General features: G+C 43.3%; 12 protein-coding genes. 5 read left to right on the forward strand and 7 right to left on the reverse strand.

The genetic code is table 11. From position 1 onward, the window contains the following. Positions 1-276: 276 nt before the first annotated feature. The 7 genes from OCV44_RS13370 to OCV44_RS13400 all read right to left on the reverse strand — a co-directional run bounded on the left by OCV44_RS13370 (position 277) and on the right by OCV44_RS13400 (position 9,001). Positions 277-2,457 (reverse strand): polysaccharide biosynthesis tyrosine autokinase, encoded by a 2,181-nt coding sequence (locus tag OCV44_RS13370; protein WP_139685866.1) that lies wholly within the window; start codon positions 2,455-2,457, stop codon positions 277-279. Positions 2,458-2,589: 132 nt separating this feature from the next. Further along, positions 2,590-3,030 (reverse strand): low molecular weight protein-tyrosine-phosphatase, encoded by a 441-nt coding sequence (locus OCV44_RS13375; RefSeq protein ID WP_139685867.1) that lies wholly within the window; start codon positions 3,028-3,030, stop codon positions 2,590-2,592. Between the two features lie 135 nt (positions 3,031-3,165). Then, positions 3,166-4,302 carry a polysaccharide export protein gene (locus tag OCV44_RS13380; RefSeq protein WP_139685868.1) on the reverse strand — a complete coding sequence of 379 codons (1,137 nt, stop codon included), beginning with the start codon at positions 4,300-4,302 and terminating at the stop codon, positions 3,166-3,168. A gap of 450 nt (positions 4,303-4,752) precedes the next feature. Further along, positions 4,753-7,035 (reverse strand): YjbH domain-containing protein, encoded by a 2,283-nt coding sequence (locus tag OCV44_RS13385; protein ID WP_139685869.1) that lies wholly within the window; start codon positions 7,033-7,035, stop codon positions 4,753-4,755. Next, complete coding sequence (locus tag OCV44_RS13390) at positions 7,035-7,898, reverse strand: capsule biosynthesis GfcC family protein (protein ID WP_139685870.1); 864 nt, start codon at positions 7,896-7,898, stop codon at positions 7,035-7,037. Before OCV44_RS13390 ends, OCV44_RS13385 begins: the two co-directional genes overlap by 1 nt. A gap of 21 nt (positions 7,899-7,919) precedes the next feature. Next, on the reverse strand, positions 7,920-8,624 hold the full coding sequence (locus OCV44_RS13395) for a YjbF family lipoprotein (RefSeq protein ID WP_139685871.1): 705 nt from the start codon (positions 8,622-8,624) through the stop codon (positions 7,920-7,922). Between the two features lie 131 nt (positions 8,625-8,755). Further along, positions 8,756-9,001: a hypothetical protein gene (locus OCV44_RS13400; RefSeq protein WP_016784037.1), complete on the reverse strand. Its 246-nt coding sequence runs from the start codon at positions 8,999-9,001 to the stop codon at positions 8,756-8,758. Positions 9,002-9,261: 260 nt separating this feature from the next. On the opposite strand from OCV44_RS13400, the gene OCV44_RS13405 reads away from it, so the two are divergent. The 5 genes from OCV44_RS13405 to OCV44_RS13425 all read left to right on the forward strand — a co-directional run bounded on the left by OCV44_RS13405 (position 9,262) and on the right by OCV44_RS13425 (position 13,797). Continuing rightward, the gene (locus OCV44_RS13405; protein WP_048612491.1) at positions 9,262-9,696 is read left to right on the forward strand and encodes a rhodanese-like domain-containing protein; all 435 of its coding nucleotides are present in this window, start codon (positions 9,262-9,264) and stop codon (positions 9,694-9,696) included. Positions 9,697-9,795: 99 nt separating this feature from the next. After that, positions 9,796-10,263, forward strand: a complete 468-nt coding sequence (secB, locus tag OCV44_RS13410; protein WP_009847959.1) for a protein-export chaperone SecB — start codon at positions 9,796-9,798, stop codon at positions 10,261-10,263. Positions 10,264-10,441: 178 nt separating this feature from the next. Next, positions 10,442-11,488: an NAD(P)H-dependent glycerol-3-phosphate dehydrogenase gene (gene gpsA / locus OCV44_RS13415; protein ID WP_139685872.1), complete on the forward strand. Its 1,047-nt coding sequence runs from the start codon at positions 10,442-10,444 to the stop codon at positions 11,486-11,488. A gap of 262 nt (positions 11,489-11,750) precedes the next feature. Beyond that, positions 11,751-12,572: a serine O-acetyltransferase gene (cysE, locus tag OCV44_RS13420; protein ID WP_009847961.1), complete on the forward strand. Its 822-nt coding sequence runs from the start codon at positions 11,751-11,753 to the stop codon at positions 12,570-12,572. Positions 12,573-12,645: 73 nt separating this feature from the next. Beyond that, on the forward strand, positions 12,646-13,797 hold the full coding sequence (locus tag OCV44_RS13425) for a murein hydrolase activator EnvC family protein (RefSeq protein ID WP_261900924.1): 1,152 nt from the start codon (positions 12,646-12,648) through the stop codon (positions 13,795-13,797). Positions 13,798-14,045 lie beyond the last annotated feature (248 nt).

Genomic DNA, 14,045 nt, shown 5'->3' on the forward strand with positions numbered 1-14,045 from the left:
ATTAAACGCTGCTAATGCCATTATGCTTCCTTTTTATTAACTTGAAAGTAACAGAAAAAGTATGCAATCCTGCAATCCTGCAATCCTGCAATCCTGCAATCCTGCAATCCTGCAATCCTGCAATCCTGCAATCCTGCAATCCTGCAATCCTGCAATCTGTTAAAACCGGTCAAGCCAATTTGTGTCAAGTCTTGTGACTATATTTAAGCACATAACATTGCCCGTACACTCTAAAGCTTCAGATGAGACCATTCCCATAAGTCAGTCTATTTAGAGCTAGCTTCTTTGAGGGTTATCATTAGAGTATGCGTAGTTATAATATCCATAGCCACAAGAGCTTGATGCTTTTTTCTCTATAGCGTTGAAGATAACGCCTTTCACTTCAATACCAGATTGTTCGAAACGGTTACGAGCAACATCAATTTCTTTAATAGTATTTAGACCAAAACGCGCCACCATTAATGTGGTACCAGCAAAAGCGCCAACAATACTAGGGTCAGTTACCGCAAGTACCGGAGGGGTATCTATAATCACTAAGTCATACTCTTTTGACGCCCACTCCATTAAATCTGCAAAGCGTGGATGCATTAACAATTCAGATGGATTAGGTGGCACTTGGCCTCGAGTAATAATATCTAAGTTGTCCACTGGCACAGTCTTAATAAATTGAGTAAATTCTTGCTTGCTACTTAGCAAATCCGAAAGACCGTTGTCCCACTTAAAACCAAAACTTTGTTGTAGGTAACCTTTACGCATATCCGCATCAATCAACAGCACCTTTTGGCCTGTTTTTGCTGCAACCGCGGCAAAATTGGTTGAGATAAATGACTTACCGATACCCGGCGCAGGACCTGAAATCATCAGAATGTTATTCTTAGCTTCTAGCATCGCAAAGTGCAAACTGGTACGCAGGCCGCGTAGTGCTTCGATGGACAGATCGGCAGGGTTGGATTCGGCAAGTAGTGCTTGAGTACCCTTAGTTTTCTGTTTCTTCAACTTAAAGCGATTGGTTAACTCTACTTGTAAATCTGATTTGGGAACGGCTGCATATACTGGAAGGCCAATTTTTTCAATTTGGTCTGGACTTTCAACACCGCGATGGAACGCTGCTTTCACTAACACTAACGCAACACTTAGCATCCCACCCAGTAGCGTTGCTAATACAACAATCAGCGGCTTTTTAGGTTTTACAGCGTGAGCATACGCTTGAGCGTCATCTAAGATACGAACGTTACCGACCGTACCAGCTTTAATGATACTTAGCTCTTGGACCTTGTTTAAAAGCTGGATGTAAATTTGTTGATTTACTTCAACATCACGTGTCATACGCAGTACTTCACGTTGTGTTTTGGGTAGTTTTTGCACTTGCTTGTTTAGACGCGCTCGCTCACCTAATAAGGTTTCACGTTTATCAAGCAGTGATTTATAAGCCGGGTGATCTTTAGTGAAGCGTTGGCTGATGTCGCTCTCCTTGAAAGTCAGCTCATTCAACTGTGCTTCAAGCTCTACCATGACCTTTAGGGTTGACTGTGCTTCTAAGCCCAAGTCTATCGATTCGTTCTTTTGGCGGTAATTGTTTAGTACATCTTCATAACCGTTTAACTCAGATTTGATACCCGGAAGGTAGCTTTCTAAGAAAGAGAGACTCTTCTCTGCTTCCGCTGAATTACGCTTCACATTCTGTAAGAAATAGATCTGGCTAATGTGGTTAAGTATCTCAGAAATTTGCTGTTTGTTTTCGCCTTCAAAGCTTAACTTCAGAATACCGGTTTGCTTACCTTGCTCAGAAAGAGACAAAGATTTCTTCAGCCATTCAATTGCTTCTAGTCGGCTACGTTGACTAATCGAGAATTCAAAGTCGTTATGCGATTCAAAGCCAACCACAAACACGCTGTAGTCGTCAGCGGTGGCTAGTTCACCCATTTTGCCTTTTAAGATAACGCGCTCATCGTCACGTACCAGTTGGTAAGTACCTTGCTCGGCATCTACAATTTGAATCGTGTGAGCATATTCGCTCGCATAGCTTGGCAACGTAAAACGGCTCACCACAATATGGTTGATATCACCGGTTACGCGTGCAAAACCCTTACCGACGATTGGGACATAGGTCGGAGAGGTCACAGTAGTAAGATTGAATTTATCAACTGTTTCACCTAAGATCATACGAGATTTGATGATCTCTACTTCTGTCGTAGCTGAAGATTCTTGAGAGAATAAATCCCCCATATCTCCAACCATCGATGAAATTCCGCCAGAGCTCTTTTTTTCAATTTGAATTATTGCATCGGCTTTATATATCGGTGTTGAAAGCACGGCAACCGCAAGACCAAACACAGCAAAAGCGAATGTGGTTAGCATGATTAGCCATTTAGCGTCCAGCAGGATACCAAGCAGTTTTCCTAAATCTATCTCATCAGAGTTATCCGTATGCGATTGCTGAGATGTTTGTGTTGTCATCAGATTACTACTTCCTAAATTATTGCTATTCAAGATATATTATGCTCCACGTACTTCTCTTTTTACTAATGCTGTTGGTGGCTTGACCACGTTTACGTTTAGAGCACGACATTTAAATACGGTAAAATATATCTACAGTTTTTTTGCCCAAGCATGCGCTGCTTCATCAATTAGTCTATAAGCATGTTCAAACGCCTCACGACTTTGACGGTAAGGATCAGGGATGTCTTTCGGAACAATCCATTGGCCAAATAACATAGTTTTACCGCGAGCCTCTGGCGATATTTTAGTGAGCGCTTCTAAATGCCCCTTCTCCATCACCAAGATCAAGTCATACTGAGCGCAAAGCTGTGGAGTGACTTGCTGAGACTGATGGTTTTCAACATCTACACCATTTTCAGCGGCAATCAAAATTGCTGTATTGTCTGCTGGTTTCCCAATTAAATGACTTTGTTCAGAAGCGATACCGGCAGAAGCTACCTCTTTGTTAGGCAGCAATTTTTGTAAAATTCGCTCTCCAGTCGGAGAACGACAAATATTACCCACGCATACGACTAAAATTTTATCAAACATAACTGACTTCCAATTGTAATGGACTTATAAGCTGAATGAACTTAGGGACTAAACGAGCAGTTAAACTGGAATCATCTGCAAACATAAAAAATCAGGCCACACGTAAATGTGACCTGATGACTACTCTTCCTTAACCTAAGGCCAATTACGGATACGCAATGCACCTTCGGTTAAATTATTAAATCCGCTAATGGTTGGTAGCAACTGCCCGACAACACGGTTCCAGCGGCTGATTGGTGCGGCCGTGACGTAAACAATATCGTAAGGTTTTAAATCAAACTCTGTACCAATCACCAATGCAGAGGCATCTTCTATATTGAGTTGGTAAACATCTGCCATGCGTTCTGATTTATCATCAGAAGTACGAATCACAAACACACCAGTTGCGTCAGCTGTCAGTTCATTTATTCCACCAACATTACTGAGAGCTTCAGTCAAACTCATCCCCACTCTATCAATTTTCAATAGTTTAGGTTCTTTAACTTCACCCATCACAAAGACTTTCTGCTTGTCATTTCGAGGCACATGAACAATATCACCAGCTTGCAGTAAGCGATTTTGCGTTAGGTCACCACGTTGCATCAAGCCGTAAAGCGAAAGGTTTTCTTCCACGCCATTGCGGGTTAATGAAACATTACGCCAATCAGCATCTTCAGACAAACCGCCGGAACCGTTCACTGCATCTAATAAGGTCAACGGAATATTGGTTATCGGTTGCTGACCTGGCGTTGAAACCTCTCCAGTTATGTAGGTTTTTTTAGAGCGGAAGGCTGCAACATTGACATCAACTTGAGGGCTTTCGATGTATTTCGCCAAACGTAGCGATATATCAGAACGAATTTCGCGAACGGTTTTTCCTGATACTTCTACTGTACCAATGTACGGGTAGAAAATTGTGCCGTCAGCATGAACCCAGTTACCCGCTTCGGTACTACTGCGGTAAGAGCCCGCTGGAATCGTCAGTTCCGGATGGTCCCAAATGGTGATATTCAAGATATCACCGACACCCACTTGGTATTCATACTTTGCGATATCAACATCTAATGCCGGATTAGCTTGTGAAACGGATAAAAGCTCACTTCGGTAACTCAATACAGATTGAGCTGTCAGTGGATAAAGATTAACCACATCAGAAATGTCCGACTCTTGCTGTTGCTCTGAAGGCTGAATTAAATTCTTGTTGCTTGTAGAAAGATGAGTTCCTGGAGTTGCACACCCTGCTAATAATGCAGGAAGAAGCCCTAATAGGAGTCGATTTTTATTAATCTTCATGTTGACCAATTCATAGAAACGAAATGTGGGCGATATCCCAAAAGATATCCTATAAAAATTTAGCTATCTTAGCTCTAACACAATGTTCCAGGTATTAAAGCAAAAGGCTTGATAGCTGATGGTCCATCGCTTTTACACTCAAGGTTCAGGAAAGCTACCGCCCCTTGATATTCCGCGAAATCACACTGCGTGAGTTAATTTAACCTAACTAAATGATATAAATCAGAGTTGGAGCTTGTAGAACTTACGCCAAGTAGCTTAGTTTCATATGCCCACTTTGCCGCACATGCATTATCCATTAATTATGTTTATAATCAACCTCATTGACTGAGTTTGAAGTAAAACTATAGAGCGAATTGCATAAGATTAAGCAAAAAAACACCTAACTTCTCGAATGTCGTTAGTTAGGAAGCATGTTGCCTGCCGCTCTCCCCCTCTTTTAAACTCTATTTATTTCACACTACTTGGCCTTTGGAACCAAGGTGAGCGAGCATCAGTTTGATCGAACAAGTTGTATTGCTTATTCAACATTTGACCGCCATCACGAGTGATCGGTAACCAGGTAAAGCCTGCGCGGCTTGAGCTTGGTTTCACGGTAACAAGATCAAACGGAATCGATACATAGAAGCCTTTGGTATAGCTGCCTTCACCGTACTCTTCAGTTGTCATGTCGGTTAAGCTGACAAACGCACCGGCAATAACACCACTCTTGAACTGCTTAGAGAAGTCGACACGAGCACCTATATCACCAGCAAGGAATTTACCGACGCCCACTTTAAGCAGGGTATCGCTCAAGAAATCCCATTGTGGAGTGTAGTAACCGGTAATAAAGCCAGTCGTGCCCTTGTCGATCACTTTGTACGTTCGACCGCTATTACTTGGGTTAACTTGAACCTCTTCATCAAACGTGCCAAACCAGCTTTCTGGGTCGCGCTGACTGATTGCTGTCATGTTTGCGCCAATGGCCCAGTTTTGGTTGAATGGTCGATAAAGAACTTCACCGCCCACACCCGCAAACATGCTCTCTAGGTAACCACCGTAAGCTTGGGTATAGATACCTCTGCCGTAATCTTCAAACCAAGTCAGTTGCAAGCGATCTAAGCGAACCGGATCGTCAACGTAAGAGCGGAACAAGGTTCTTACTCTTGGCGTTTGGTCAGTGCCGTCTGATGGGATTTCGTAATTAAACTTGTCGTAGTTATCGACTAAGTTAACGTACAGAGAACCCGACAGTTCAACATTGTTTAACGCCCAGAACGAAGCATTGGTGTATAAACCCAAACTGTATAAATAAAAGTTTTCAGCCGAACCGAACGATTGAGCGAGGTTTGGTGAAATCGATACATCGAATCGCTCACGCCCATCATGATAGATAACGGATTTCTTGTGTTCTAATTCGTGAGTGCGTGAAGCATCACTGGTTTGAGCGTTAAGATAATTGTTGTTCGCCGCCGCTTTGAACGCTTGTGCATTTACCGTTGTTTCGGTGAGTTCTAACGATTTATCGTTTTCAATTATTTTGTAAGTATCAATGTAACTTGGCACAGCGTTCGCGATCACGGTCGCACCGCGTTCAACGGCGATGTCTCTGTCTCGATATTTAACCTGAGAGCCCTTGACTACAATGCTGTTATCGTCGACCAAGATTTGCGCTTGTTCATAACCAGCGATCGTTTCAAGTTGGCTTGCAAGAGCCGCCATATCGATGTCATCAACCGTCTCGACACTACTCGGGCGCAAGTCTGCTGTTTCGGTATCTCGCCACACGGAATACATTTCATTAAAATTGGTAGAGAGATCGAAACCAAGGGTTAGCGTATCACCTCGCTCATAGCTGACTTTAGCCGAGCCCCAATCGGTGAAACGGTACACGACACCCACGTTCCATGGCGTGTGTTGTGTCATGTCGACACCACCACGTACTACAGGGAAGTCTTGAGAATAATCATTGCCATCGTATTCAAGCTTCAAAGTTAACGGTTTATACGGAGTTTGGTATTCAAAGCCACCATAAATCGCTGCATCGCCTTTAAACCAGCGATCAAAATCGACACTGCCACCATTACCTTTAAAATCAGACGGGCGCGCGCAATACTTGTCACTGGCTTTGCACAGTGGGTTGGTGAAGTTGCCACTGGTACCCATGTATCCCCATGCCATACCCAAAGTAAAATCAACAGGACCAAAGCGTTTAGTGGCTGCGACAAACTCGCCATCAAATAAACCGGTACCACCAAAATCACGCACACCTACCGACACTTCCGGTAAGTAATACCCTTCTTCGATTAAGCGCAGTTTAAAGTCGATGCCTTTATCTGTGTATTTGGTACAGCCACTGAATGAGTTTTGAGAACAATCTTGGTCCGCGCCTCCGCTATAAAGCAGATCTTGTACTTGTGTGTAACGAATGGTGGTTTCAAGCCAAGGCATCACCTGTAGACTGACGTTGTAAAAATGGTATTCATTGTTAAACGAAGCACTAAAGTTGAACTCGCCTTCTGGTGCCATTCGTCCTGTCGGCATTTGCATTAAGCCGACACCACCAAAGTTCATTTGCGACGTTCTGTATTCTGTGTCGTCGAATGATGATTTTTCAGATCGAATCGAAGAGGAACCAATGGTTGTTTCACCACGAACCGTATCAGCAAATACAAAGCCACTGTTGGCCATTAACAAGGCGCAGGTAACCGATGTGCTCACTGCCGATAGAGGGAATGATTTCTGTTTCAGCATTACAGGCCAACCTTATGACGTAGCAAATCGACAATATCTTGGTTCAACGTTGAGTATTCCGATGGCAGAGAGTAGAACGCCATAAATACGATAGCACCTGGCGCTAAATAAACCGGCTGTTCATTCCAGTACGCAAATTGAATGGTTTGCACCACGCCATCTGGCTGAACAACATACACCACGCTTTTATCTGCGGATTCACCAATAAAGCCGTTCGGAAATGCATCGAGATAATCATTCAACGTTCCATGCTCAATCAGATTCATTGTTACCGACTCTTTCATTGCCCCCATCAACTGAATTGACGTTGGTCGTTGTGGTAAGTACAGAGAGAAGCGTTGAGTTCGAGCTTGAGTTGCCGATGTTTTTTTTAGATTCAGGCTTTGTTCTAGATTAGAGCTGGAAACAAGCAGTGGATTCTTATCTGATTGAGAGATAACGGCATTACGGTCTAACTCAATAAAAACTCGATTGAGATATTGGAAAGAAGTTAATTGTTGGCGCACTAAGTTTGCTTCTGGCTCTTCTATCGCGAAGGCTTCAAGCTGATTCAGTACATTGCGCTTTTTGGCTTCGATAGCTTCAGTATTAGCTTTATCAAACAGTTGAGCCGAAAGGGGGAAGTAACCAATACCACTGTTCGCGTTAAAGCTAGAATTCGCATCGTCTAACACCTGCAGCATTCGAACGTCAGCTTTATACTCAAGCGTGACACCTTGAAGGGGAAGTTCAACCGTTGTCTTAATCGGAGAAGCGTAGCTAACATTGCACAAAGAGAACAGCGCACTCAACATCAACAGAGCTCCTCCCCCTAGCAACCGACGTCCAGTCATTTTTGATACATGATTCATATAATTCATCATTTTAGTTCATTACCCTGTTCGTTAATTGCTTTGATAATGCTTAAGGACGGTTAACTCAAGCCTTGTCATATCAGGGCCTAAATACTGTATGGTTTTTACCACTTTGCCTTTGCTGTCGACCCAATATTCATTGGTAATCTCTTGTTCTAACATTGGGAATTGAATTTTTTCTTGGAACTTCTTGGTATCGATAGACGCTAACGGAGTTTCAACCGTTTCATTTCCCTCATACGTTCGGGTGATGTTCGCTTTATAGCCGAATCGATAATCAGGTTGCCAGTCGTAAACCGCTTGCCATTTTTGAGCACCGGGGTTGGCAGACACATCAAACGTAGAAGAATAATCGGCTGACGAGCGGTTTACAGACGAGAAGGTATTTAATGGTTGGAATGCCAAACCAGAAAGGTTTTCATAAGGAAGCAGTAAGGTTTGTACGATACGTCCATTTTCAGTGACGATCATCGCTTTGTCTGAAGACATCCACTTTAACTGTTCTGCGCCCGTTTGCGGGTTTTCACCGACGAAAGCTAAGACCATGAAGATCTTACCTTGATCATTCACTTCCGCATAAATACTTGAATAAGGCAAGGTTTGAATATATTCCTTCGACACCTCAACATCGGAGCTTCCAAAAAAGGCTTCATCAAAAGTGGAATTGACGTCTTGAAACTGCTGAGAACAACCAACAAGAAAAAGAGCAAGAGATATAATTAGAGGTTTAAGCATGATGAGTTCTGCTTCCTAGCAATCTTGTTGCTGATGTCCAATATGAAAATCTGATATAAAAAAAACCACTTTATGCTTTCACACAAAATGGTTTTAAACATACGTTAACTAAAACATGTATTACTCAAAAATTATCGAGTTGTTGTTGTAGTCGTTGCGCCGCTTTCGTTAGAAGCAACAGCTACTGCTGCCGCTGCTGCTACTGCTGCTGTCGCTACTGCAACTGTTGTTGCTGTGCCAGCTGCTGCAGCAGATGCGCCAGCGCCTGCTGCTGTACCAGTACCTGAACCTGTACCCGCTGCTGCTGTCGTTTCAGCTGCAAATGCAGCACCTGAGAAGCTAACTGCTAATGCAGCGGCTAGAGCCATCTTTTTCATAATGATTTCCAATAATATAAACGTTTATAATAGAGACTAATGACATAGACCCTACCAGTCACTCAGCTTAAGTAACTGTTTGTGCATCATAATTAATAACTTCAATCAAGTAAACGGATAAATCATAGACAATAAGTATATACCCCCCGCTAATACATTAACTCACACACAACAATATGCTTCCTCTGTATTCTCCCCCCCTTTATAGCTATACTCCTACCCTATAATTTTTCGCCCAATAACGAATAAGAGTTCAAGATATGCAAGAGTTAGTTCCATTTGTTCAAGAGAATATGATTTTAGCCATCGTATGGATCGGCTTGGTTGTTGCCATCATTGCGAACGTTATCAAGACATCAAACGCAGCTTACAAAGAGATCACTGCTGCGCAAACCACACACATGATTAACCGTGAAAATGGCGTTGTGGTTGATATTCGTACTAAGGATGAGTTCAAAAAGGGCCATATTACTGACGCAGTTCACATTTTGCCGTCAGATATCAAAGCAAATAGCTTTGGTAGCCTTGAAAGCCGCAAAGCAGACCCAATCATCGTAGTATGCAAGACAGGTCAAACTGCTCAAGAAAGCGCTAACCTACTGGTTAAAGCAGGTTTCGAAAATGTAAGTGTGCTGAAAAGCGGCTTAGTGGCTTGGAGCGAAGCTAACCTACCTTTGGTGAAAGGTAAAAAGTAGTTAAAGGTAAGCTGACCTAACTAAACGAATATGACTTTAAGGTTTTGTTCAACAGAGATGGCGAACGAAACCTAATTATAAATTTTTAAGGACAAGAAAATGGCTGAAGCAGCACAACAAGACGCACAACAGAACTTCGCAATCCAACGTATCTTCCTAAAAGATGTATCTTTCGAAGCGCCAAACTCTCCAGACATGTTTCAAAAAGAGTGGAACCCAGATGTAAAACTGGACCTAGACACTCAAAGCCGTGAGCTTGGCGAAGGCGTGTACGAAGTAATCCTACGTCTAACGGTTACAGTTAAGAACGCAGAAGACACTGCATTCCTTTGTGAAGTTCAACAAGGCGGCATCTTCTCTGCAAGCGAAATGGAAGCTGGCCAACTAGCTCATTGCCTAGGTGCATTCTGCCCGAACATCCTGTTCCCATACGCTCGTGAAACAATTTCTAGCCTAGTGGTTAAAGGTACGTTCCCACAACTGAACCTAGCACCTGTTAACTTTGATGCTTTGTTCATGAACTACCTACAAAACCAAGCTCAACAAGCTGAAGGCGAACAAGCTTAAGTCTCAAAGTAGAGCTTAACTCTAACGATTCAAGCGCTAGTTAGCTTTTAAATGCACATCGCAACTTCTGCGATGTGCATTTTTTCTTTACACTGTACTAAAATTGAAAGCTCCTCTGATTTTAGTGGAAAGCTTTTCCAGAACTCTTCGATTTCCCTCATTATTTTTAGGTGGAAGCATGACAGAAACAATTCGCCCGACAATCTCGACAAACGCTTACGGCAAAGAGATCGCCATGACAGTAATTGGCGCAGGTTCTTACGGAACCTCTTTAGCTATCTCTCTAGCGCGTAACGGTGCAAACGTTGTTCTGTGGGGGCATGATCCTGTTCACATGGCTCGCCTCGAATCCGAGCGCGCAAATAATGAGTTTCTACCGAATATCGACTTCCCAGAAAGCCTAATCATCGAGTCGGATCTTGAGAAGGCAGTAACAGCAAGTCGTGATCTTCTTGTTGTCGTCCCTAGCCACGTATTTGGTATCGTTTTAAATAGCCTTAAGCCTCACTTAACAGATTGTTCTCGTATCTGCTGGGCAACAAAAGGCTTGGAGCCAGAAACAGGCCGCCTACTTAAAGATGTCGCTCACGATGTGCTTGGTGATGGGTACTCGTTAGCAGTTCTATCAGGACCTACCTTCGCCAAAGAGCTAGCGATGGGTATGCCAACGGCAATCTCTGTGGCTTCCCCTGATGCAGAATTCCTTGAGCAACTTCAAGAAAAGATTCACTGTGGCAAAACGTTCCGTGTGTACGCAAATTCAGATTTTATTGGCATGCAGCTTGGTGGCGCGGTTAAAAACGTTATCGCCATTGGTGCTGGCATGTCGGATGGTATTGGTTTTGGTGCCAATGCACGTACTGCACTTATCACTCGCGGTCTAGCTGAGATGAGTCGACTAGGCGCAGCTCTTGGTGCGCAACCAGAAACCTTCATGGGCATGGCTGGATTGGGTGACCTAGTGCTAACCTGTACTGATAACCAATCACGTAACCGTCGCTTTGGTTTGGCACTTGGCGCAGGTAAAGATGTAGATACAGCACAAGAAGAAATTGGCCAAGTAGTGGAAGGTTATCGCAACACCAAAGAAGTTTGGTTACTATCAGAACGTATGGGCGTTGAAATGCCCATTGTTGAACAGATTTATCAAGTGTTGTATCAAGGGAAAGATGCACACCTAGCAGCACAAGATCTGCTTGCTAGAGACAAAAAGTCAGAAAGATAGTAAGAGCAGATACGAAATTAGAGTAAGCGAGATACGAAGAGAGTTAGAGGTACGGGTAATCAAGATGCAAATAGCATAAAGTAAATGACCCGAACAAAGTTCTCCAACTCGCTCGTACCTCACTCTTGAAGATGACGTTAGTATAATGCTCGTCATTGAAGAATGAAGTATCTGGAATCTCATTTACGCTAATTGGCTTTTCTAAGCTCTTCATATCTCTCATCTCGCTACGCGTATCTGGTTTAAAGGAATGGATGGAAAAATGAAACACTGTGAACAGCAAAAAGTTTGGCAATGCATAGTGAAGGAAGCTCGACAGCAGTCAGAGCAAGAACCTATGCTTGCGAGTTTTTATCATGCCACTATTATCAACCATGAAAGTTTAGGCGCAGCCCTTAGCTACATCCTAGCAAACAAATTAAAGACAGCTTCAATGCCAGCAATGGCAGTCCGTGAAGTAGTTGAGCAAGCATTTAAGCAAGATCAATCGATTATTGATGCTGCTGCTTGTGATATCTGCGCGACGGTAAATCGAGATCCTGCGGTCGAGATGTACTCGATGCCTCTACTTTATCTGAAAGGCTACCACGCTCTGCAAGGTTACCGAGTAGCTAACTGGTTGTGGAAACAAGGGCGTATCGCACTTGCTACTTACCTACAAAACCAAATTTCAGTTGCTTGCCAAGTTGATATTCACCCAGCGGCTCGTATCGGTAAAGCTATCATGCTCGACCACGCGACAGGTATTGTGATTGGCGAAACTGCCGTAGTTGAAAATGATGTGTCAATCCTTCAAGACGTTACGTTGGGTGGTACGGGTAAAGAAGGTGGCGATCGTCACCCTAAAATCCGTGAAGGCGTGATGATTGGTGCTGGTGCGAAAATACTCGGTAACATTGAGGTGGGTGAAGGCGCGAAGATTGGTTCTTGTTCTGTAGTTCTACAAGCCGTACCGCCTCATACAACAGTCGCAGGCGTTCCTGCAAAAATTGTCGGAAAACCGAAAACAGATAAACCATCTTTAGATATGGACCAAGGCTTCAATGGTCGCTCGCAAAATTTCATTCATGGTGATGGAATATAAGAGCTGATTCTAGGTTCGATGAGCCGAGATACGAAAGACTTAAGAGCAGATGCTGAAAACTAATAAGAGCAACATGACGATAATGATGAAACCAGTCCAAGTAATTAGCACTGTTCTTTTGATATCTGCCAGCCTTTGCGCTGTTCTTTTTTCTGCATCGCCACTTGCCGCATCGAAAGGGGAGCTGAAAGGTGTGTCGAGTGAGATATCTCGTCAACAAAAAACACTATCCTCACAACAGAAGAAGCTCGACAATTTACAGGCAAACCTCAAGCAACAAGAGCTCTCTATCTCCTTGCTTGAAAAAGCCATTAAAACAAGTAAAAAACAACTCAATACCGCCAATGCTAATGTTGCTAGCTTAGATAATAAGATTAAAGCGCTTACAGCACAGAAAAAAGCCCATACCGATAAGTTAGAGCAGCTGATTCAAACTTACTACATGACCAGCAGAGCCAAAGCCTCTTCTCACATCTTAAATACTGGCGTTGAAGAGGACCGCATTAGTCACTATTACCAACACCTCGCCAAAGCGCGATCTGCAACAATCAAAACGATCGAACAAACTCAACTTGAATTAGAAGAAAGCCATAAGCAACGCCAACTTGAGCAAGAACAAATAGCAACGCTGTTAAATCAACAGGTAGCAAAGCGCAATAAACTATCGCAGACCCAAACACAGCGTAAAAAGACCGTCGGCAGTATTAAGAAAAACATCTCTGGCGACAAAAATTACTTAGCCGAACTTCAACGTAATGAAACTCGCCTAAAAGCCGAAATAGCGAAAGCAGAAAAAGCCGCACGAGAGAGACGCAATGCTGTCCCTATGGACGGCTTAGCCAAACGTAGAGGTAAACTGCCTTGGCCAATCAAAGATAAAGTTCTGCATAACTACGGCTCACGCCAAACTGGCCAAGTAAATTGGAAAGGCATGGTGATCAAAGCGAAATACGGTCAGCAGGTAAAATCTGTTTACTCAGGAACCGTCGTATTCGCCGAATATTTGCGTGGTTATGGTTTAGTGGTACTGCTGGACCACGGTAAAGGCGACATGACACTCTATGGCTTTAACCAAGCGCTTTTAAAGAAAGAAGGTGACAAGGTGAAAGCGGGTGAGGCTATTGCGCTTGCAGGTGACACAGGTGGTCAAACCCGCCCATCGCTGTACTTCGAAATTCGTAGAAACAGCCAAGCTCAAAACCCGAAAAGATGGTTGGTTAGGTAAGAACAGATTCAGTATTCGAGTAACCTAGATGTATGATATGAAGAGTGGGCTCTAGGAAAAGAAACATATACCCCCTCAGCCCGGGAGTCATCACTTATAAAACTTCGTCATTCCAGAATTGAGGGACGAAATATCTGGAATCTCTATCTCATACTGCCGTGAATCATCTTTCGAGCCCTGACATAAAAAGATTCCCTATCACGCTCGTTCCTCGCTCTCGCTGTAGGGAATGATGCAGCTACTTAAAA

It is taken from the genome of Vibrio tasmaniensis, assembly GCF_024347635.1.
Classification (GTDB): domain Bacteria; phylum Pseudomonadota; class Gammaproteobacteria; order Enterobacterales; family Vibrionaceae; genus Vibrio; species Vibrio tasmaniensis.